This window comes from Blastococcus sp. SYSU DS1024 (genome assembly GCF_054050795.1).
Map to the genome: position 1 here is coordinate 30165 of NZ_JBJHAA010000028.1, position 20496 is coordinate 50660.

Annotated in this window: 18 protein-coding genes; 8 read left to right on the plus strand and 10 right to left on the minus strand. The window is 74.7% G+C overall.

Going from position 1 to position 20496, the window contains the following annotated elements:
- Positions 1-21: 21 nt before the first annotated feature.
- Positions 22-615 (plus strand): TetR/AcrR family transcriptional regulator, encoded by a 594-nt coding sequence (locus ACI79S_RS18955; protein ID WP_456594994.1) that lies wholly within the window; start codon positions 22-24, stop codon positions 613-615.
- Positions 612-1751 carry an FAD-dependent monooxygenase gene (locus ACI79S_RS18960; RefSeq protein ID WP_456594995.1) on the plus strand — a complete coding sequence of 380 codons (1140 nt, stop codon included), beginning with the start codon at positions 612-614 and terminating at the stop codon, positions 1749-1751. The genes ACI79S_RS18955 and ACI79S_RS18960 overlap by 4 nt, the downstream gene beginning before the upstream one ends.
- 13 nt (positions 1752-1764) lie before the next feature.
- On the opposite strand, the gene ACI79S_RS18965 is transcribed toward ACI79S_RS18960, so the two are convergent.
- The gene (locus tag ACI79S_RS18965) at positions 1765-2163 is read right to left on the minus strand and encodes an MmcQ/YjbR family DNA-binding protein (protein ID WP_456594996.1); all 399 of its coding nucleotides are present in this window, start codon (positions 2161-2163) and stop codon (positions 1765-1767) included.
- A gap of 101 nt (positions 2164-2264) precedes the next feature.
- Between ACI79S_RS18965 and ACI79S_RS18970 the strand changes: the two genes are divergently transcribed.
- Both ACI79S_RS18970 and ACI79S_RS18975 read left to right on the plus strand, forming a co-directional pair.
- Positions 2265-2636, plus strand: coding sequence for a nuclear transport factor 2 family protein (locus ACI79S_RS18970; RefSeq protein WP_456594997.1), 372 nt, complete (start codon positions 2265-2267; stop codon positions 2634-2636).
- Between the two features lie 91 nt (positions 2637-2727).
- Positions 2728-4419, plus strand: a complete 1692-nt coding sequence (locus ACI79S_RS18975; RefSeq protein ID WP_456594998.1) for a flavin monoamine oxidase family protein — start codon at positions 2728-2730, stop codon at positions 4417-4419.
- Here the strand turns inward: ACI79S_RS18975 and ACI79S_RS18980 are convergent.
- From ACI79S_RS18980 to ACI79S_RS18990, 3 genes are all read right to left on the minus strand, one after another.
- Positions 4416-5357, minus strand: a complete 942-nt coding sequence (locus ACI79S_RS18980; RefSeq protein ID WP_456594999.1) for an ADP-ribosylglycohydrolase family protein — start codon at positions 5355-5357, stop codon at positions 4416-4418. The genes ACI79S_RS18975 and ACI79S_RS18980 overlap by 4 nt on opposite strands.
- 74 nt (positions 5358-5431) lie before the next feature.
- On the minus strand, positions 5432-7117 hold the full coding sequence (locus ACI79S_RS18985) for a ribonuclease J (RefSeq protein WP_456595000.1): 1686 nt from the start codon (positions 7115-7117) through the stop codon (positions 5432-5434).
- Positions 7118-7238: 121 nt separating this feature from the next.
- Positions 7239-8534 (minus strand): class I SAM-dependent methyltransferase, encoded by a 1296-nt coding sequence (locus ACI79S_RS18990; RefSeq protein ID WP_456595001.1) that lies wholly within the window; start codon positions 8532-8534, stop codon positions 7239-7241.
- A gap of 184 nt (positions 8535-8718) precedes the next feature.
- Between ACI79S_RS18990 and ACI79S_RS18995 the strand changes: the two genes are divergently transcribed.
- On the plus strand, positions 8719-9384 hold the full coding sequence (locus tag ACI79S_RS18995; RefSeq protein WP_456595002.1) for a hypothetical protein: 666 nt from the start codon (positions 8719-8721) through the stop codon (positions 9382-9384).
- 24 nt (positions 9385-9408) lie between these two features.
- On the opposite strand, the gene ACI79S_RS19000 is transcribed toward ACI79S_RS18995, so the two are convergent.
- Positions 9409-10575 (minus strand): AI-2E family transporter, encoded by a 1167-nt coding sequence (locus ACI79S_RS19000; protein WP_456595003.1) that lies wholly within the window; start codon positions 10573-10575, stop codon positions 9409-9411.
- Positions 10576-10941: 366 nt separating this feature from the next.
- Here ACI79S_RS19000 and ACI79S_RS19005 point away from each other — a divergent pair, with 366 nt between their 5' ends.
- A complete protein-coding gene (locus ACI79S_RS19005; RefSeq protein WP_456595004.1) occupies positions 10942-12225 on the plus strand; it encodes a phospholipase D-like domain-containing protein in 1284 nt (427 codons plus the stop codon).
- Positions 12226-12306: 81 nt separating this feature from the next.
- Positions 12307-13905 (plus strand): molybdopterin-dependent oxidoreductase, encoded by a 1599-nt coding sequence (locus tag ACI79S_RS19010; protein WP_456595005.1) that lies wholly within the window; start codon positions 12307-12309, stop codon positions 13903-13905.
- Here ACI79S_RS19010 and ACI79S_RS19015 read toward each other — a convergent pair.
- From ACI79S_RS19015 to ACI79S_RS19035, 5 genes are all read right to left on the minus strand, one after another.
- Positions 13872-14786 carry an alpha/beta fold hydrolase gene (locus ACI79S_RS19015; RefSeq protein WP_456595006.1) on the minus strand — a complete coding sequence of 305 codons (915 nt, stop codon included), beginning with the start codon at positions 14784-14786 and terminating at the stop codon, positions 13872-13874. The genes ACI79S_RS19010 and ACI79S_RS19015 overlap by 34 nt on opposite strands.
- A 159-nt stretch (positions 14787-14945) precedes the next feature.
- Positions 14946-16493, minus strand: a complete 1548-nt coding sequence (locus ACI79S_RS19020) for a phosphatase PAP2 family protein (protein WP_456595007.1) — start codon at positions 16491-16493, stop codon at positions 14946-14948.
- Between the two features lie 70 nt (positions 16494-16563).
- The gene (locus ACI79S_RS19025; RefSeq protein ID WP_456595008.1) at positions 16564-17589 is read right to left on the minus strand and encodes an acetamidase/formamidase family protein; all 1026 of its coding nucleotides are present in this window, start codon (positions 17587-17589) and stop codon (positions 16564-16566) included.
- The gene (locus ACI79S_RS19030) at positions 17586-19031 is read right to left on the minus strand and encodes an APC family permease (RefSeq protein WP_456595009.1); all 1446 of its coding nucleotides are present in this window, start codon (positions 19029-19031) and stop codon (positions 17586-17588) included. Before ACI79S_RS19030 ends, ACI79S_RS19025 begins: the two co-directional genes overlap by 4 nt.
- Positions 19032-19117: 86 nt before the next feature.
- Positions 19118-20161, minus strand: a complete 1044-nt coding sequence (locus ACI79S_RS19035) for an ABC transporter substrate-binding protein (RefSeq protein WP_456595010.1) — start codon at positions 20159-20161, stop codon at positions 19118-19120.
- Between the two features lie 21 nt (positions 20162-20182).
- On the opposite strand from ACI79S_RS19035, the gene ACI79S_RS19040 reads away from it, so the two are divergent.
- On the plus strand, positions 20183-20496 hold a 314-nt coding region (locus tag ACI79S_RS19040), incomplete at its 3' end, for a hypothetical protein (protein ID WP_456595011.1).

Sequence of the window (20496 nt, forward strand, 5' to 3'; positions counted from 1 at the left end):
CGCCCAACGCAGGGAGCCGCGATGGCGCCGTCCACGCCGACCGGGCCGGGTGCCGACGTCCGGCTGCGGCTCCTGGAGGCCGCGGCCGAGCTGATCCCCGGGCTCGGGTGGAACGCGGTGAGCACCCGCGTCGTGGCCCGGCGGGCCGGGGTGGCGCCCGGCCTGGTGCACTACCACTTCGCCTCGGTGCAGGCGCTGCTGAGGCAGGCGTCGCTGCGGTCGGTGCGGCAGGTGCTGTCCTCGCTCACCCCCGCGCTGTCGGCGGCCGGGCCGGGGGACGACGCGCTGGCCGGGATGCTCGCCGCGCTCGACGACCACGACGGCGCCGACCCGACGTCCCTGCTCTTCCTCGAGGCGTACCTGGGCGCGACCCGGGACGCCGAGCTGCGGGTGGAGCTCGGCCGCGTCCTCGACGAGTTCCGCGGCGTGCTGACCTCCTGGCTCGCCGCGCAGGGCGCGGAGGCGCCCGCCGCCACGGCCGCCGTCCTCGCCGCGGCGGTCGACGGCGTGCTGCTCCACCGGGCGATGGACCCGGGGCTGACCTCGACCGCCGTCACGCCGGTGCTGCGCCGGCTCCTGGACGGCCCGGGCGCGGGAAGGACGGGCCGGCGATGAGGGCAGTGATCTGCGGAGCCGGGATCGCCGGGCTCGCGCTCGCCGGACGCCTCGCCGACCACAGGTGGGACGTCACCGTCGCCGAGCGCGCTCCCGGCCCCCGCGAGCAGGGCTACATGATGGACTTCTTCGGGCCCGGCTACGACGCCGCCGAGGTGATGGGCGTCCTGCCCCGGCTCCAGGAGCTCAGCTACCGCGTCGACGAGCTGGCCTACGTCGACGCCTCCGGACGGCGGAGGGCCGGCCTCGACTACCAGCGCTTCGCCCGCGCTCTGGACGGACGCCTCCTCAGCATCATGCGCCCGGACCTGGAGCGGGCGCTGCGGGAGCGGGTCGGGGGCAGGGCCGATCAGCGCTTCGGCTGCTCCGTCGAGAGCATCGACGCCGGGGTGGACGGCGTGCGCGTCGCGCTGACCGATGGCACCGTGCTCGCCGCGGACCTGCTGGTCGGGGCCGACGGCGTCCACTCGGCGGTGCGGGGGATGGTGTTCGGGCCGGAGTCGCAGTTCCTGCGCTACCTCGGCTGCCACACCGCCGCCTACGTCTTCGACGACCCGCAGGTCCGGGCGCAGGTGGGCAACCGGTTCGCCATGACCGACTCGGTGGACCGCGAGATGGGGTTCTACGTCCTGCGGGACGGGCGGGTCGCCGCCTTCGCCGTGCACCGGGAGCCCGAGCCCCGGCTCCCGCCGGACACCCGCGCCGCCCTGCGCAGCCGGTGCGCGTCACTCGGGTGGGTCGTCCCCCGGGCACTCGACCACTGCCCGCCGTCCGCCGAGCTCTACTACGACCAGGTGGCCCAGGTCGAGGTGCCGGAGTGGCACCGGGGCCGCGTGGTCCTGCTCGGTGACGCCTGCCAGGCGGTCTCGCTGCTCGCGGGCCAGGGCGCCTCGCTCGCGGTGGCCGGCGCGCACGTCCTCGCCGGTGAGCTGGCGGGTGGCGGACCGGTCGAGGATGCTCTCGACCGCTACCAGTGCGCCTGGCAACCGGTCGTGCGGGCCAGGCAGGAGTCCGGGCGGCGCAGCGCCAAGTGGTTCCTGCCGTCGTCGACGATGCGCCGCCTGCTGCGCCGGGCGGCCCTGGAGCTCTCGGTCCTGCCCGGCTGGGACAGGGTCGTGCCGCGGATCGCCGGATAGGCGGCCCCCGCCGTCAGGTGCGGCGGCCGTCGAACCGGGCGAGCAGGCGCCGGGGCGCCCGTGCCCGCCAGGCGTCCTCCACCAGCTCGGCGAGCTCCTCCACCGGGATCCGCGCGAGGCGCACGAGGACGATCGCGTACCCGTCGAAGTGCGGGGTGGTGAGGAAGACGTCGGGCGCCGCGGCGAGCAGCGCGGTCTGCACGCCCTCGTCGGGCACGCGCACGCCCAGCACCGGTTCGTCCTCGTCCGGCGCCGCGGTGCCGAGCGCCGCCCGTTCGGCCTCCCGCAGCGGCCGCGCCCACACGAAGCCCTTGCCGCGCACCCGCCACGACGGCTGCCCGCCGTAGGAAGGGTGCTCGTCGGTGTCCGGCAGCGCGGCGACCAGCCGCCGGACGTCCTCCCAGGTGGCCACCCCCGCAGTGTGGTCCTGCCGGGGCGCTGGTGGGAGGGTGCCACCGGTGGTGCGGTGGTCCGCACCACCACGACCGCTGCCCCGTGGAGAGAGGAACGACCGTGCCGACCGACCCCTTCGCCGCCTTCCGGGCGGCGGTCGAGAGCCGTGACGTCGACGCCGCGGTGCGGCTGTTCGCCGACGACTGCGTCTTCCTGTCGCCGATCGTCCACGAGCCCTACCGCGGCATCGGGGCGCTGCGCGCGATCCTCACCGGCGTGATGTCGGTCTTCGAGGACTTCCGCTACACCGCGTCCTACGCCGGCGACGGCGGGCACGTCCTCGCCTTCGACACCAGGGTCGGCGACCGCGTCCTCCAGGGCGTGGACATCCTGCGCGGCCGCGACGGCGTGCTCACCGAGCTGACCGTGATGGTGCGCCCCTACTCGGCCGCGACCGCGCTCCGCGAGCGGATGGCGGCCCTGCTCGCGTGAGGACGCCGGAGCGGCGGACCGGTTCCCGCCGTCCCCGTAGGGTGCGACACCGCGCCGCGGGCAGCTGGTGCCGGCCGGGAGGGAGGAGGCGATGACGATCGGTCCGGATCGCGAGACCGTCCACGACGAGGACCGGCCGCCGGTCACGATCTTCGGCCCGGACTTCCCGTTCGCGTTCGACGACTGGATCACCCACCCGTCGGGCCTCGGCGAGATCCCACCCGAGCGGCTCGGCGAGGAGGTGGCGATCGTCGGTGCGGGCATCTCCGGCCTGGTCGCCGCCTACGAGCTCATGAAGCTCGGCCTCAAGCCGGTGCTCTACGAGGCCTCGCAGATGGGTGGCCGGCTGCGGTCGGCGCGGTTCGAGGGCGCGCCGGAGGAGATCGTCGCCGAGCTGGGCGGCATGCGGTTCCCCGTGTCGTCGACCGCCTTCTACCGCTACGTCGACCTGCTCGGCCTGGAGACGAGGCCGTTCCCCAACCCGCTGACGCCGGCGTCGGGCAGCACGGTGATCGACATCGAGGGCGAGACCCACTACGCCGAGTCGTCCGAGGCGCTGCCGCCGCTGTTCCAGGAGGTCGCGGCGGCGTGGGCCGACGCCCTCGGGACCGTGGGGTTCTCCGAGATCCAGGACGCGATCCGGGCGCGCGACGTGAAGAAGCTGAAGTCGCTGTGGGACGAGCTCGTCCCGTTGTGGGACGACCGCACCTTCTACGACTTCATCGCGAGCTCGGAGGCGTTCTCCCGGCTGTCGTTCCACCACCGGGAGGTCTTCGGCCAGGTGGGTTTCGGCACCGGCGGGTGGGACTCCGACTTCCCGAACTCGATGCTCGAGATCTTCCGCGTCGTGATGACCAACTGCGACGAGGACCAGCGCTTCGTCGTGGGCGGCGTGGAGCAGGTGCCGTGGGGACTGTGGAACCACGCGCCGTCCCAGCTCGCCCACTGGCCGGCCGGGACGACGCTGGCGAAGCTGCACTCCGGTGGGCCGCGCGCCGGGGTCGCCGCCATCGCCCGGGACGCGGACGGGAGCTTCGCCGTGACGGACGCCTGGGGCCACGTCCGCCGCTACCCCGCGGTGCTCGTCACCTGCCAGAGCTGGCTGCTGACGACGCAGATCGACTGCGACGAGAGCCTCTTCTCGCAGAAGATGTGGACGGCGCTGGACCGCACCCGGTACATGCAGTCGTCGAAGACCTTCGTGATGGTCGACCGGCCGTTCTGGAAGGACAAGGACCCGAGGACCGGCCGCGACGTCATGAGCATGACGCTCACGGACCGGCTGACCCGCGGCACCTACCTGTTCGACCACGGCGACGACCGGCCCGGCGTCATCTGCCTGACGTACTCGTGGATGAGCGACGCGCTGAAGATGCTGCCCTACCCGGTGGACCAGCGCGTGCGCCTCGCGCTCGGCGCGCTGAAGAAGATCTACCCCGACGTCGACATCGCGCAGCACATCATCGGTGACCCCATCACCGTCTCGTGGGAGGCGGACGAGAACTTCCTGGGTGCCTTCAAGGGCGCCCTGCCCGGGCACTACCGGTACAACCAGCGGATGTACTCGCACTTCGTGCAGGACGACTTCCCGCCCGAGCAGCGGGGGATCTTCCTGGCAGGGGACGACGTGTCGTGGACGCCGGCCTGGGTCGAGGGCGCCGTGCAGACCTCCCTCAACGCGGTCTGGGGCATCATCCGGCACTTCGGCGGCGGCACTCACGCGCAGAATCCGGGCCCCGGCGACGTGTTCGCCGAGCTCGGCCCGATCGCGCTGCCGGACTAGGGGCTCGGCCGGCCGGAGCCCGCGGCCAGGCGGTGGGCCACCGACTCGATCCGTTCCCGGTCCTCCAGCCGGGCGAGCAGGTGCTCCGGTATCGCCCGCGCGCCGGCGAAGGCGCCGGCGATCGATCCGGCCATCGCCGCGACGGTGTCGGTGTCCCCGCCCATCCGCACGGCGAAGACCACGGCAGCCACGGGGTCCTCGAGCCGGGGGAGTGCGGCGCACAGGGCGGCCCCCACCGCCTCGTGCGCGGTGATGCCGTTCCCGGTCGTCGCCGCCGCCTCCTCGGGAAGGGCCGACCGGGCGGCCGATGCGACCGCGGCCACGGCGCGCTCGAGCTGAGCGGTCGAGAGGTGCCGGCGGCACGCCGCCAGCACTGCGTCGACCGGCGGTGGCGCCCCCGGAGGAGTCCCGAGCAGGTGGCCGACCGTGACCGCGATCGCGACGGCGCCGTCCTGGCCGACGGGATGGGCGTGGGTGATCTCCGCGCTCCGCCTCGCCACCTCCGCCACCCGCTCGGGCCCGCCGCTCAGCGTGCCCACCGGCGCGGCCCGCATGGCGCCGCCGTTGCCCAGGGAGCCGGAGCCGTCGAACGAGTCCCGAGCCACCGAGCGCCAGTCCCGACCGGCCAGCGCGGCGGCGAAGATCCGCGGCGGGTTGGCCCCGTACCCACGCCATGGTTCCCGTTCCCAGGTCCGGGCGAAGCTCAGCGCCAGGGCGTCCTGGTCGAGGTCGTCCGCACCGAGATCGGCGAGGTGATCGGCGAGCGCCACCTGCAGGGCCGTGTCGTCGGTCCAGCGCAGCATCCCGTCCGAGGTGAGCGACCGGTGGAGCTCGTCGGGCGGCACCCGAGCGGAGCCTTCGAACCGGGCACCGAGGGCGTCGCCGACGGCGCCCCCGAGCAGCAGCCCGAGGACCCGGTCCTCCCAGCGCGCCGGCATGACATCCGGGTGCGGGCGCCCCTGGTCTGCCATTCCGTGGACTCCGTGTCCTGACGCCGGGCCGGACGTTCCGCTCAGGCGTCGATGACGATCGGGATGATCAGCGGGCTGCGCCGGTAGCTCCGGTCCGCCCACCGGCCGACGGCCCGGGCGATCAGCTGTTCGAGCTGCACGGCTCCGCCGACACCCTCCTCGGCGGCCTTCGCCAGCGCCTTCTCGATCAGGGGCACGACCTCGTCGAACGTCGTTTCGTCGTGCACGAACCCGCGCGCCAGGAAGTCCGGCTCCTCGGCCAGCGCGCCGGTGTCGGCGTCCACGATGGCCACGACGGTGATGACCCCTTCCTGGGCCAGCGTGCGCCGGTCGCGCAGATGGGCCTCCGTGGCGCCGCCGACGGTGGCGCCGTCGACGTAGACGTTGCCGGCGGGCACCTTCCCGGTGATGCGCACCTTGCCGTCGAGCAGGTCGACGGCGACGCCGTCCTCGGCGATGACCACGCCGCGGGGGTGGACCCCGGTCCGTACCGCGATGTCGGCGTTGGCCTTGAGGTGCCGCCACTCACCGTGCACCGGCATGACGTTGCGCGGTCGCACGAGGTTGTAGACGTAGGAGAGCTCGCCCGCGCTGGCGTGCCCGGAGACGTGCACCTTGGCGTTGCCCTTGTGCACGACGTTGGCGCCCCACCGGGTGAGCTCGTTGATGACGCGGTAGACGGCGTTCTCGTTGCCGGGGATGAGCGAGCTGGCCAGCAGCACCGTGTCGCCCTCGGTGATGCGGATGACGTGGTCGCGGTTGGCCATGCGGGACAGCGCCGCCATCGGCTCGCCCTGCGACCCGGTGCAGACGAGGCACACCTTCTCCGGGGGGAGCTTCTCGAGCTCCTTCATGTCGACCAGCAGGCCGGGCGGCACGGTGAGGTAGCCGAGGTCCTTGGCGATGCCCATGTTGCGCACCATGGAGCGGCCGACGAAGGCGACCTTGCGGCCGTGGGCGTGGGCGGCGTCCAGGACCTGCTGGATGCGGTGCACGTGGCTGGCGAAGCTGGAGACGATGACCCGCCGGGGCGCGGTCCGGAACACCGTCTCCATCGCCGGGGTGAGCTCCGCCTCGGACGTCGTGAAGCCCGGCACGTCGGCGTTGGTGGAGTCGGTGAGGAAGAGGTCCACGCCCTCCTCGCCGAGCCGGGCGAACGCGCGCAGGTCGGTGATCCGCCGGTCGAGGGGGAACTGGTCCATCTTGAAGTCGCCGGTGTGCAGGACCAGGCCGGCGCCGGTGCGGACCGCCACCGCGAGGCTGTCCGGGATGGAGTGGTTGACGGCGACGAACTCGCAGTCGAAGGGCCCGAACGAGACCCGGTCGCCCTCGCGCACCTGGCGGGTCACCGGCCGAATCCGGTGCTCCTTCAGCTTGGCCTCGATGAACGCCAGGGTGAGGCGCGAGCCGACCAGGGGGATGTCGGGGCGTTCGCGCAGCAGGTAGGGGACACCGCCGATGTGGTCCTCGTGCCCGTGGGTCAGCACGATCGCCTCCACCTCGTCGAGGCGGTCGCGGATGGCGGTGAAGTCGGGGAGGATCACGTCGACCCCGGGCTGGTGCTCCTCGGGGAACAGCACTCCGCAGTCGACGATCAGCAGCCGGCCCGCGTGCTCGAGCACGGTCATGTTGCGACCGATCTCCCCGAGACCGCCCAGGGCCACGACCCGCAGGCCCCCCTCGGGCAGCGGAGGGGGGAGGCGGAGCTCAGGGTGCGCGCGACTCATGCCCTCACGCTACGGGCGGCTCGGGTCGTGGTGCGTGCCGCGTCCCCGTCGACCGGCCGGGACCGTCCCCTCGCACGCGAGTCCAGGGCCGCAGGGTTGGTCGGCGCGCGGTATCGCCCGGTCACGAGCCGGCACCCGGCACGCCGGCCCCGGCCCAGTCCGGGCGGCGCAGCGGGAGCCGGTCGTCCCCGCCCGGTTTCACCGCCAGCACCTGGTTGACCCCGACGCGGTGCCGTTCGAAGGCCAGCGCCGATCCCGCGAGGTACAGCCGCCACACCCGGGCCCGGCCGGGGGAGGAGAGCCGGACGGCCTCGTCCCAGTGGTCCTCGAGGTTGCGCACCCAGGCCCGGCAGGTCAGCGCGTAGTGCCTGCGGAGCGCCTCGACGTCTCGGACCTCGAAGCCGGCCTCCTCCAGGACCTGGACGTGCGTGGCCAGCGGCTGGAGCTCCCCGTCGGGGAAGACGTACCGCGTGAGGAACGAGCCCGGGTCGGGGCGGTCGGGGCCGGCCGCGGGGCCGCGCGCGATCGCGTGGTTGAGCAGCCGGCCGCCGGGGCGCAGCAGCTCGTGCAGCAGGGACGCGTACGCCGGCAGCTGGGCGTGGCCCACGTGCTCGGCCATCCCGACGGAGGCGATCGCGTCGAACGGTCCGTCGGTGACCTCGCGGTAGTCCTGCAGCCGGACCTCGACGCGGTCGGCGAGCCCGGCGTCGGCGATCCGCCGGCGGGCCAGGTCGGCCTGCGCCTCGGAGATGGTCACGGCGACCACCGAGACGCCGTAGCGGGACGCCGCGTGCCGGGCGAGGGAGCCCCAGCCGCAGCCGACGTCGAGCATCCGCATGCCCGGCTCGAGCCCGAGCTTGCGGCAGACCAGGTCGAGCTTCGCCTCCTGCGCCTCCTCCAGCGTCGCACCGGGCTCGGGGAAGTAGGCGCAGCTGTAGACCAGCGACGGGCCCAGCAGCAGCCGGTAGAAGTCGTTGCCGACGTCGTAGTGGTGGCTGATCGCCCGCCGGTCGCGCGACAGCGAGTGACGGACCCCGCGCACGCGGGACTCCTCCGCGGGTGGCGCGGGCGGCGGCCCCAGGACGCCGAGCCGGAGCAGGGGGCCGGCCGACCGGGCCAGCGCCCGCCGGTCGAGCCGCAGGTCCGGCCGCGAGGGCAGGTCGTCGGGGAAGCTCAGCACGGCGTAGAGGTCGCCCTCGACGTCGAGGTCGCCGCTGACGTAGGCCCGGGCGAGCCCGAGCTCGCCCGGCGCGTAGACGAGGCGGCGCAGGGCACGGCGGTGGCGCACGACCAGGGTGGGTGCTCCGTCGACGACGGTCTCGGAGCCGTCCCAGCAGCGCACCGACAGGGGGAGCGGAGCGCCCAGGAGGAGGGTTCCGAGCTCCTCGACCAGCTGACTCGCGCCCCGTCGTGCCATGCCTCGAGCCTGGCACAAGGAGCACGGTCGTCGCGAGGCCTCCGCCTGCGCCGCCGCCCTCCGGGCACCGTGTCGAACGGGTAACGGACGCTGGGCCCCGTCCGCTCCGGGGGTGCAGGCTGGAGGGTGATCGGCAGTCGGTCCGAGCGGGGTCGTGGCACTCCGGCCGGGGGAAGGAGGAGGCATGCGCAGCCATCAGGGCACGCGACCCGGGAGGAGCGCGGCCGTCCGCGGGACCGTGCTGGTCCTCGCCCTGACGCTGGGGGGCCTGACCGCCTGCGGGGACGACGCGCCGGGGCCGTCGACCGACCCGGCAGCCGCCGAGGAGCTGGAGGAGTTGCGCGACGACATCGCCGCGCTCCGCGAGCGCGTCAGCGAGCTGGAGGCGCGGTCGCGCCCGTCGTCCGAGCCGAGTGCGCCACCGTCCGACGACGGCGCGGAGCCCGGCGACGGCGCGACGTCGGGAGGGGAGGCGTCGCCGCGGCCGGTCGAGGACCCCGCCGGCGTGTTCCAGGACCCCGGAGCGCTGATCGGCCGGGACGTCACCGTGGTGGCCGAGGTCTCGGACGTCGTCGCGGTCACCGAGGTGGGCGCGGCCTTCCGGCTCGCCGACGGGGAGGGGAACACCGTCGGCGTGATCACGGCGACCCCGCCGGGCGACCTGGAGGTCGGAGACGTCCAGCGGGTGACCGGCACGGTCGGCCGGGTGTCCCCGGAGGACTTCGAGGCCATCTTCGGCATCGCCGCCGACGTGCTGGTCGACGACCCCGAGGCCTTCTTCACCGACCTCGGGGGGCAGATCGCCATCGCGGCGCGGGACGTCGAGGCCGTGCAGCAGCCCGCCGGCTGAACCGCCCGTCGCCGGCCGGGGAGGTCAGGGAGCGCCCGGCGCACCCGGCGCCGGCTGCCGGGGGAGGACGACCGGGGCGGGAGGCGGGGGTGCCACCGGGTGCTCGCGCAGGTACCCGAGGACCCGGTAGGCGACGGCCACCAGCGGAACGGCCAGCAGCGCACCGGACAGCCCCCACAGCAGCGTGCCCGCGGTCACCGCGACGAGGATGACGGCGGGGTGCAGCCGGAGCGTCCGCCCCACGATGATCGGTTGCAGGATGTTCCCCTCGACCTGCTGCACCACCAGGACGGCGATCAGCACGATGACGGCGTCGGTGAAGCCGTTGGTCACGAGGGTGACGAGCACCGCCACGGCCCCGCTCACCGTCGCCCCGAACAGCGGGACGAAGGCGCCGATGAAGGTCAGCAGCGTGAGGGACGCCCACAGCGGGACGCCCAGGATGAGCAGCGCGGCACCGATGCCCACCGCGTCGATGAGCGCCACGATGATGATCCCGCGCACGTACTGCGACAGCACCGCCCACGCCGAGCGCCCGGCGCCGTCGATCTGGGCGCGCCGTCGATCGGGGCTGAGCCGGAGCGCCCAGGCCCACATCGATGCGCCGTCCTTGAGCAGGAAGAATGTCAGGAAGAGCACCAGGAGGACGGCGGCCAGTCCGTAGAGCGCCATGCCGGCCGCGGCCGTCGGTTCGGGCGCGAGCTCGTAGATGCGGTCCACCACGGCGTTGCGCGCCTCGGTGACCTGCTGGGGATCCAGGCCCAGCGGCCCTTCGATCAGCCAGACCCGGATGCGGTCGATCCCCGCGGCCAGCGGCCGGGTGAGGTTCCGCAGCTGGTCCGCCGCCCGGAACCCGATGAGGAAGCCGACGCCGGCCAGGACGCCCAGCAGGAACAGGACCGACAGCAGCGCGGCGAGCGCTCGGGGGAGCCCCCGGCAGAGCCACCGCGCGATGGGCTCCACGATGGCGGTCAGCAGCAGCGCGACGGCGATGGCCACCGTCAGCAGCGGCAGCCGCAGGAGGAACCAGAACAGCAGCCAGCCGATACCGGCCAGCGCCAGCAGGGCGGCGCTGACGACGAGGGTCCGCACCGCCCACGCCGGTGCGATCGGCAGCGCGGCAGGGACGCGGCCGCCGCCCGCCGACGCGTCGGCCGGGGCCGCGGGGGCACCGGGAGGGTTCTCCGGCACCTCGCTCGACCCTCGTCTCGACCACCGTCTCACCGAAGCCATCCCGTCCGCACCGTGCGTCCTCCGATCATGGGTGCCCGTCCCGCGGTTCTCGGCCGGCACCGGGCGCTGGGCACGTGCGCATCTTCGGCCACCGAGGCGCTGCCGGCCGGGCGAGATCGACGATCGGTCGTTGCGCCGCTGCTCCCGCAGCACCTCGACGCGGTCGCCGTCGCGGCGGGGCGCTGGTAGCTCCCCCCGGTGGCGGCCCGGCGCGCGCCGCGGCCGACGGTGCCGCTCCGTCGACGGTCCTCGGCATCGTGGTTCAGCCGCAGCGTTCCCGGACATCCCGTCGACGACCGACGTGCCGATCGAGAGGAGCGTTGCGTGCCTGCCCGACGCGCGGTGGACGGGGTGGCCCCGATCGGGGTGCGATCGGAGGAGCGGGACGACCGGGTCGGCTGGCCGGCCACGGAGGCGAGACCCAGGCGGGTGATCGAGGCGCTGGTCGGCGTTCCGTTCACCGAGGGCAACCGGGTCGACATCCTCAAGGACGGCGACGAGACCTTCCCGGCGCTGCTGGCAGCCATCGCCGCGGCGCGGCGGACCGTCGACCTGCTGTGGTTCGCCTGGCGCGGCGGTGAGATCTCCCACCAGATGGCCGGGGCGCTCGCCGACCGGGCGAGGGACGGCGTCCGGGTGCGGATCATGCTCGACGGGTACGGGGCCAAGGAGATCGACCGGGCCGACCTCCGGGTGCTGCGGGAGGCCGGGTGCACGGTCTTCTTCTACCGGCCGCTCCACACCGCGCGCTTCAGCGTCTTCAACCTGCGCACGCACCGGCGGGTGCTGCTCTGCGACGAGACGGTGGCGTTCACCGGGGGGACCGGGGTGGACACGGCGTGGACGGGGGACGGCCGGCACCCGGGGAGCTGGCGGGACACCGCCGTCCGTGTCGAGGGCCCCGCGGTCGCGGGGCTGCGGTCGGCGTTCCTCCAGACGTGGATGCAGGCCCAGGTCCGGCTCCCCGGAGGGCTGGTGTCCGACGACGACCGGTTCCCCGAACTCGCCCCGGCGGGCGGCACGGCCGTCCAGGTCGTCCGGCCGCCGTCCCAGCCGGGCTGGAGCGACGCCGCCGTGGCCGTCGCCGCGCTGCTGCGGTCGGCGCGCAACCGCGTCCGCGTCACCACTCCCTACATCCGGCTGCCGCGCTGGCTCCGCGAACTGGTGGTCGCCACCGCCGAGCGCGGCGTGCAGGTGCAGGTGCTGGTCGCCGGACCGCGCGTCGAGCGGTCGTCGGTGCACCTGCAGGGCGAGCTGGACTTCCAGCCGCTGCTCGACGCCGGGGTGGAGATCTGGCGGTACCAGCCGTCGCTGCTGCACGCGAAGGTCGTCACGGTCGACGGCGCGGTCGCGATGCTGGGCACGGCCAACCTCGACACCCGGTCGCTCGCGCTGAACGAGCAGGTGTGCCTGGTGGCCGACGATCCGGCGGTGGCCGCTCTGCTGGACGCGCACTTCGACGAGGACGTGGACCGCAGCGAGCGCGTCGACGCGGAGCAGTGGCGCGCGCGAGGCCTGCGGAGGCGGGCCCTGGAGGTGGCGTCCGACGTCGTCGGCCGGCCGTTGCGGGGCTGGGGAGCGATCGGGCTCGCCGGTCGCCGTCCCTGACGCCCGGTCCACCGCATGACGTTCCCGGGACGTCTCGGGGCCGGCGGTATCGGGACCGTCGGATCCGGACACCGTGAGGGGATGCCGGAGGAGATGCCCTCGACGCAGGGCCGGACGGGACCGTCGCGCCAAGGTGACCGGGGTAGCGGCGCGCTGGCCGGCATCGGGGCGGTGGCGGTGGCCCTCGGGGTCGCCGAGCTCGTCGCCGGACTGGTCCCGCGCGCCCCGTCCCTGGTCATCGCCGTCGGGGACGCGGTCGTGGACAGCGTGCCCGGAGGGCTGGAGCAGTGGGCCATCGCGACCCTCGGCACGGCGGACAAACCGGTGCTGATCGGCGGCATCCTGGTCCTGTCGGCACTCCTCGGGGCGGGCCTGGGGCTGCTCGCCCGTCGGCGGTTCGTCCCGGCCGCCGGCGGTATCGCGCTGTTCGCGGCCCTGGGCGTCGTGGCCGCACTCGCCGACGACCGCAGCCCGGTGGTCCTCAGCGTGCTCGTCGGCGCGATCGGCGCCGCCGCCGGCATCGCCGTGCTGCACCTGCTGGTGCGGGCGCTGCCCAGCCGCGCACTGCCCGCGGCGCCGCCGACCGGTGCCGACGGCACGCCGGTCCTCGGCCCGGTCGACCGCCGTCGCTTCCTGGCCGTCACCGGCGGGGCCACCCTGCTCGGCGTCCTCGCCGGGGTCGGGGGATTCCTGCTGTCCGGTCGCGAGCGCCTCGACAGCCTGCGCGCCGCCATCCGGCTGCCCGTGCCGGCGCGGCCGGCCGGACCGGTGCCCGCCGCGGCGGACCTGGAGATCCCGGGGCTCACCCCGCTGTTCACCCCGAACGCGGAGTTCTACCGGATCGACACGGCGCTGCGCGTGCCCACCGTCGACCCCGGCGACTGGCGGCTGGAGATCCGCGGGATGGTGGACGAGCCGTTCAGCCTGACCTACGCGGAGCTGCTGGAACTGCCGCAGATCGAGGCCGACGTGACGCTCGTCTGCGTCTCCAACGAGGTGGGCGGAGACCTGGTCGGCAACGCCCGCTGGCAGGGCGTTCCGCTCCGGGCGCTGCTGGACCGGGCCGGCCCGCACGCGGGGGCCACCCAGCTCGTCGGCCGCTCGGTCGACGGTTTCACCGCGGGCTTCCCGGTGCGCACCGCCCTCGACGTGGCCGAGGCCATGGTCGCCGTCGCCATGAACGGCGAGCCGCTGCCGGCCGAGCACGGCTTCCCCGCCCGGCTCGTGGTGCCGGGCCTCTACGGCTACGTGTCGGCGACGAAGTGGCTCTCGGCCATCGAGCTCACCGACTGGGACGTGGACGGCTACTGGATCCCCCGCGGCTGGGCCAAGGAGGGGCCGATCAAGACGCAGGCGCGCATCGATGTGCCGCGGTCCGGTGTCGCGGTCGGGCCCGGGCGGCGGCCGATCGCCGGTGTCGCCTGGGCGCCGACCCGGGGAATCGAGCGGGTCGAGGTCCGGATCGACGACGGGGCGTGGCAGCAGGCCGAGCTCGCCGAGTCGCTCGACGTCGACTGCTGGCGGCAGTGGCACCTGCCGTGGGACGCGACGCCCGGCCGGCACCGCATCGCCGCCCGGGCGACCGACGGAGGCGGTGAGGTGCAGACCGACCGGCGGACCCCGGTGGCGCCGGACGGCGCCGCCGGTCACCCGGTGATCGAGGTCGTCGTCGACGGCTGAGCAGCCGCGTTCCCGCGGCCGGTGACCCGCTCGACCCACCGGGAGACCTGGTCGACGACGACGTCGGGATCGGTCAGGGGCAGCATGTGGCCGGCGCCGGGGACCGTGACCAGCTCGCCGTCGGGCAGCCCGGACAGCAGCTGGTCGATCTCCTGGCGGGGGACCTCGGGGTCGCGGCTGCCGTGCAGCAGGAGCGTGGGCACCCGCAGGGCCGGCGCCAGCTCCACGCCGTCGTGGGAGAGGCTGGCCAGGGTGGTGCCGGCCAGCGCGAGCGGCCGGGTGCTCAGGAAGTCGTCGCGGACCCGCTCGACGAGCTCGACCGGCTCGCCCGGCGCGAAGGCGAAGCGGCGTATCGCCCGGTCGGACACGGTGCGCACCGGCCGGATCCGCCGGCCCAGCCGCGCGCCGGTGCGCAGCAGCGAGAACCAGGAGGAGCGGAGCCGGGCCCGCGCCCACGGGGGGAGGCTCCGCGCCGGGAACCCGGGAGCGGTGACGCCCGAGCCACCCGAGCCGACGAACACCGCACCGCCGATCCGTTCGTCACCGGAGCCGTCGACGTGGGCCAGCACGATCCCGCCACCGAGGCTGTGGGCCACGACGATCGCGGAGCGCCCCGCGGGCACCACGGCGCCGAGCACCGCCGAGAGGTCCTGGGCGTGCGCGGCGAGGTGGTAGCTCCCCGAGCGCGCGTCCCCGCTCTGGGCGTGCCCGCGCAGGTCGTACCCGACGACGCGGTAGCGCGCGGCGAGCCGCTCGGGCACCTCTCCCCAGGAGTCGGTGGACATCCCCAACCCGTGCACGAGGACCAGGAGGGGGGCGTCCTCGGCTCCCCAGGAGTGGAGGGCCAGTCGGGTGCCGTCGAAGGAGGTCACGTCGGTCATGTGGCAGCAGTACCCGGGCCGGCCGGGACCGGTGTGTCGATGTGATGACGATCCGGTCGTGCACAACCGGTCCTCGGCGTCGCCGGACGACTGCGGGGCCGGACCAGGGCGACCGGGTGCGGGAGGCCCCGACGTGGATGCCCGGCGTGGTGGACGGCGCTACCCCGCACCGGGGCGCGACAGGCTCGAGCCGTCTCGCGGTGCCGTGCGGGCGACCGGCCGGTCCGCCGGCTCCCCGGCCACCCGGGGCCGGGGGTAGCGCACCTGGTCGGCCGTCCCGCGCAGGAGCAGGCGGGCGCACACCAGCACCCACACGGTGCCGAGGACCAGCCCGGCGAGCACATCGGTCGGGTAGTGCGCCGCGGTGTAGATGCGGGCCAGCGCGACGGCCGGCGCCACCAGGACGGGCACGGCGAGCACCGCCCACCGCCACCGGCTGCGGCCGAGGGTGATCACCAGCGCGGCCAGCGCGCCGTAGAGCGCCACCGCCGCGGACACGTGGCCCGACGGCCAACTGGCCGCCGTCGGCAGGCCGGACGTCAGGTCCGCCACGGGCGGCCGCGCCCGGTCCACGGTCCGCGAGACGACGAAGTAGATGCCGAGCTCCCCGAGCACGGTGACGAGGACGAAGAGCACCGGCCGCCAGCTCCCGGTGACCGCGAGGGCCACGGTGGCGAGGGTCAGGGGGACCGCGATGATCATGGCGGTCCCCGACAGCCTCTCGACCGTGGTGGCGACGTCGGTCAGCGTCGGTGTGCGCAGCTCGACGACGGCGCGTGCGGCCTCCCGGTCGAACCGGCCGAGGGTGCTGTCGCCGAGCACCGCGGTGACCAGCAGCCCGAGTGCGACGAGCACGACGGAGAGCGCAGCCGCGGCGCCCAGCAGGCGGAGCACCGTGCGGCGACCGTCCGGTAGCGCGGGCTGGCGGGAGGGGGCCAGGCGCGGCACGTCGTGGGGGTCGACGTCGAGGGGGCCCGGCGACGCCCCCGTCGGCCGGCGGTGGTCGTGCTGCCAGCCGCGGAAGGCCGCCGTCGTGACCGCCAGCAGCCCCGCCCCCAGGAACCAGCCGGCGAGGACGTCGGTGACGAAGTGGACGCCGAGGGCCAGCCGGGTGAAGCCCACGGCGAGGGCCAGCAGCAACGCCGCGGCGACGACCCAGGGCCGGGCGCGGCGACGCACGGCGGGCAGGACGAGCAGCGCCAGCATCCCGAAGGTCACCAGCGAGAGCGTCGCGTGGCCGCTGGGGTAACTGGCGTTGGAGGGCAGCTCGCTGACCGGGCTCTCCACGACCGGCCGCGCGCGGCCGATGAGCGCCTTGGTCAGCGGCACCAGGATCGCCATCCCGACGCCCGTTGCCACGACGAAGGCGGCCAGCCGGCGCTGACCCCGGATCAGCAGGAAGACGGTGGTCAGCGCGAACAGCAGGATCACCGCGGCGTTCCCGCCGAGGTCGGTGACCACCCGCAGCACGCTGACCAGCGCGGGGGAGTCGCTCACCACCGCGTTGAGGTCGGCGGCCACGTCTCCGTCCAGCGCAGCCAGCGGCGACCACTCCTGCTGCACCAGCAGCAGGAGCAGCAGGAACGGCACGGCTCCGGCCAGCAGCGCGGCCCACCCCAGGAGGGCGCGGACGCCGAACCGGCCCACGCCGTCGGCGGCCTCGGTGCGCGGGCGGGCGGGGCGGTGCTGCTCGGCGACCCGGTCCATGGCCGGAACCGGTACCCGCCGTGCCGGCGGGCCAACGGCGGTCGACCCGACGATCCTGTGACGGCGGGCCTCAGCGCTGCGCGAGGTAGGCCGCCCCCGTCTGCCGCAGCCGGTCGTGGACGCCGTCGGCGGCGACGACGCCCTCGCGGCCCAGGTACCGCTTGGCCAGCTTGGCGACCATCGTGTAGTTGGTGTCCACGACGTTGCCGGCCGGGGCGAGGCCGGCCTGGCTGACCAGCTGGTAGGCGTCGAGGGTGTCCCAGCCGGTGAGCTCGGCGGCCCAGGTGACCAGGTCGTGCTGGCTCACCCGGTAGGCGTCCTCCAGCGGGCGTGCCGAGCCGGTGGACATCAGGAACTCGTCGGTCTCCAGCCGCGGCCACGGCGTGGCGGCGCCCTTGATCAGGTCGACGACGACCACGGTGCGCATGGCCGCCTCCACCGCGGTGCCGCAGACCTCGCCCTCGCCCTGGCGGCAGTGACCGTCACCGATGGCCAGCTGCGCGCCGGGCACGTTGACGCCGAAGTACGCCGTCGTCCCCGCGCGCAGCTCGGGGGTGTCCATGTTCCCGCCGTGCGCGCCCGGGGTGATCGTGGCGAACACCTCACCGCCGGCCGGGGCGACGCCGACGGTGCCGTGCATCGGGTCGAGCGGGAGCTCGACCTCCGGGCCGCCGCGGCGCGGGCGGAACAGGCAGGTGCCCCGCTCCCGGTCGACCTCGTAGACCCACACGACCTCCTCGAGCGGGTCGTGCAGCATCGCCGTGCTGTGGGTGGCGGTGAGCGCCCCGAAGTGCGGGAACGTCGTGGACACCGCCCAGTCGCGGGCCGGTGCGATCTCCACGAAGTGGACGGCGACGGTGTCGCCGGGCTCGGCACCCTCCACGTGGATCGGGCCGGTGACCGGGTTGAGCTGTGAGAAGTCGCAGGCCCGGCTGGGCAGGTCGTCGGTGCTGGTCACCCGGCCGCCGAAGCAGTCCTCGGTGGTCAGCTCGACCACGGTGCCCGGCCGCACCCGAACCAGCGGCTCGGGCGCCCCGCCGAAGAGGTACCGGTACTGGTCGGGGGTCGGCGTCAGGGAGACGACTTCCAGGCTCACAGCTTCTCCTCCGTCCGCAGCTCGGGCCGGCGGCCGGTGGCCAGCAGGACCACCAGCAGCACGAGGCCGACGGCGAACCACACGAAGCCGAGCTCCTGCGCCGCCACCTGCGCGTTGTAGACCACGTAGGCCAGGATCGCGAAGCCGACGACCGGCACGACGAGGTGCAGCCACCAGTTCCGGCTGCGGAGCCGGCCGATGTAGTGCACGACCACCGAGACGTGCAGCAGCAGGAACGCCGACAGGGCGCCGAAGTTGACCAGCGTGGAGAGCAGCGTGATGCCGTCGTCGCGGGTGCTCATGTAGACGCCGAGGACCAGGGAGATGACCGCCACCAGCAGCGTGGCGTTGACCGGCACGCGCCGGACGGGGTGGACGCTGGCCAGGAAGCCGGGCAGCTGGCGGTCGCGGGCCATGGCGAAGAGCAGCCGCGAGGTGGCGGCCTGGGCGACCAGCGAGTTGGCGAAGCCCCAGGCGATGGCGGTGGCGATGGCGGTCAGCGTGGCCAGCCACTCGCCACCGGCGACCCCGGCGGCGTCGTAGAAGGCGGTGCCGGCGGCGTCGCCCTCGGCGATCAGCGTGTCCGGGTTCGGCACGAGCAGCGCGGCGACCCAGGTCTGGACGACGAACAGCGTGCCGGCGAGCACCAGCGCGGCGATCATCGCCTTGCCGAGGGAGCGCGCGGAGTCGCGGTTCTCCTCCGCGAGGGTGGAGATGGCGTCGAAGCCGAGGAAGCTCAGCACCGCGATGGAGACCGCGCCGAACACCAGCTCCAGGGAGAAGGTGTCGCTGTTGTAGATGGGTGTGAGGTCCCAACCGCCGCCCTCGCCACCGGCCAGCGCGATGACGCCGACCACGAGGAAGATCGCCAGGACGACGAGCTCGGCCACCAGCACGATCTTGTTCACGCGGGCGGTGAACTCGATGCCGAAGTAGTTGACCACCGTGTTCAGCAGGACGAAGGCGACGATCCAGATCCAGACCGGGATGCCGGGCACGATCGAGTTCATGGCGAACCCGGAGATCAGGTACAGCAGGCCCGGGATGAGCAGGTAGTCCAGCAGGACCATCCACCCGGCGATGAAGCCGACCGGCTGGGCGATGCCCCGCCCGGCGTAGGTGTAGACCGAGCCGGCCATCGGGAACGCCCGCGACATCTGCGAGTAGGACGCGGCGGTGAACGCCATGGCCAGGCCGCCGACGACGTACGCGAGGGCGACCATGCCGCCCGAGGCCTGGAAGACGCCGCCGAAGATGCCGAACGGCGCGATCGGGACCATGAAGACCAGGCCGTAGACCAGCAGGTCGCCGAAGGTGAGCGAGCGCTTGAGCTCCTGCTGGTAGCCGAAGGACTCCACGCCCTGTGCGCTGGCGACGGGGCTCACGCCGCCGAGGACGGGGGCGCCGTCGGGGGCGCCGGTGGTGGTGCGGGGCTCGCTCATGGGCGGTTCACTCCGTCTCTCTGCCCGGTGCGGTGCCGGGGCGCGAGCAGAGTAGGACCAATTCCTTCCAGGTGGAAGTACCTGTCTCAGGCCGTGAGACGGTCCGGGATCTCGCGAAGCGCCAGCCCGTCCGCGCGGGCCAGCCGGGCGGCCGGTGCGCGGCGGCGCGACCGGCCCGGTCGCGCCGGGGAGACGACCAGCCGGACGCCGTCGTAGAGCCCGCGGGCGTACGCGCAGACGACCGGCGCCGACGGGCCGGAGCGCCGGGCGTGCCGCTCCTGCAGGTCCAGCTGCGCCTCGTCGGGGCCGTCACCGGAGGAGGCGAACGAGGGCATGCACGCGTAGAGCTCACCGGTGCCGTCGCCGCCCAGGGCGTACAGGCCGTTCTCCTCCAGGGCCCCGGAGAGCCGCACCACCCGCCGGTCCAGGCCGGCGCGCGAGAATTCGCGGTTGAAGGTGACCAGGTCCCGCCCGACCATGCTCAGCAGCACGCCGTCGGCCCGCGTGCGGCGGACCAGGTCCAGCATCGGACCCATGTCCGTAGGGCCGAAGGGGACCAGCGCCTCGCCGACCACCCGGGCGCCGGCCGCGGCCAGCGCCCGATGGGCGGCCCGGTGCACCGCGCGCGGCCACACGTAGTCGGTGCCGAGCAGCACCCAGCGGCGGGCCCGGCGGTGCGCGACCAGCCAGGCGAGCGCCGCGGCGTGCTGCTCCGCGGGGGAGGAGCCGGTGCGCAGGACGCCGGGCCGTGGGCGCCCGCCCTCGTGCGGCGGGGTGAAGACGTATCGGGCACCGGGCGGCAGGGTGCGCTCGAGCGCGCGGTGCACGTCGCTGGTGTGGAACCCGACGAGGACGTCGAAGGCCCCGGCCGCGAACAGCGACACTGCATCGGCCGCGACGACCTCCGGCGCGCGCCCGGAGTCGACCGCGACGAGCCGCACCTCGCGGCCGTCCACACCACCGGCCGCGTTCAGCTCGTCGGCGGCCAGCCCGGCGAGGTCCAGCGCGGAGGGTGCGGTCAGGGCGAGCGGGCCGGACAGCGGCACCGCCAGCCCGACGTGGAGCGCGTCGGAGCGCGGCCCCGCGAGCAGCAGCTCCCACGGGTCGAGCGGAGGCCTGGCACCGGACACGCGGAGAAGTATGGTCTCCCCATGTTCCCGGGCGGTGACGTCGACGCCGTGCCCGCCGCCGACGACCTGGTGGAGCTGCTCACGGTGACCCAGCGCCGGGTGGCCGGTGGCGTGGCGGCCGCCCTCGCGGAGGACGGCGGCACGCTCGACGGGTACCGGGTGCTGCGGGCGCTCGCCGGGGGCGGGCGCACCATGGGCGAGCTGGGGGCCGCGCTGCACCTGCCGGCGCCCACCTGCACCCGCCTGGGGGGGGGGGGGGGGGGGGGGGGGGGGGGGGGGGGGGGGGCGGGTGGGGCGGGGGGCCGGCGCGGCGAGTTGGTGTTTTTTGTGTTTGG

Coding starts and splice junctions, on each gene's coding strand:
- ACI79S_RS18955 (WP_456594994.1), top strand. CDS start 22: ATGGCGCCGTCCACGCCGACCGGGCCGGGTGCCGACGTCCGGCTGCGG.
- ACI79S_RS18960 (WP_456594995.1), top strand. CDS start 612: ATGAGGGCAGTGATCTGCGGAGCCGGGATCGCCGGGCTCGCGCTCGCC.
- ACI79S_RS18975 (WP_456594998.1), top strand. CDS start 2,728: ATGACGATCGGTCCGGATCGCGAGACCGTCCACGACGAGGACCGGCCG.
- ACI79S_RS18980 (WP_456594999.1), bottom strand. CDS start 5,357: ATGCCGGCGCGCTGGGAGGACCGGGTCCTCGGGCTGCTGCTCGGGGGC.
- ACI79S_RS18985 (WP_456595000.1), bottom strand. CDS start 7,117: ATGAGTCGCGCGCACCCTGAGCTCCGCCTCCCCCCTCCGCTGCCCGAG.
- ACI79S_RS18990 (WP_456595001.1), bottom strand. CDS start 8,534: ATGGCACGACGGGGCGCGAGTCAGCTGGTCGAGGAGCTCGGAACCCTC.
- ACI79S_RS18995 (WP_456595002.1), top strand. CDS start 8,719: ATGCGCAGCCATCAGGGCACGCGACCCGGGAGGAGCGCGGCCGTCCGC.
- ACI79S_RS19010 (WP_456595005.1), top strand. CDS start 12,307: ATGCCGGAGGAGATGCCCTCGACGCAGGGCCGGACGGGACCGTCGCGC.
- ACI79S_RS19015 (WP_456595006.1), bottom strand. CDS start 14,786: ATGACCGACGTGACCTCCTTCGACGGCACCCGACTGGCCCTCCACTCC.
- ACI79S_RS19020 (WP_456595007.1), bottom strand. CDS start 16,493: ATGGACCGGGTCGCCGAGCAGCACCGCCCCGCCCGCCCGCGCACCGAG.
- ACI79S_RS19030 (WP_456595009.1), bottom strand. CDS start 19,031: ATGAGCGAGCCCCGCACCACCACCGGCGCCCCCGACGGCGCCCCCGTC.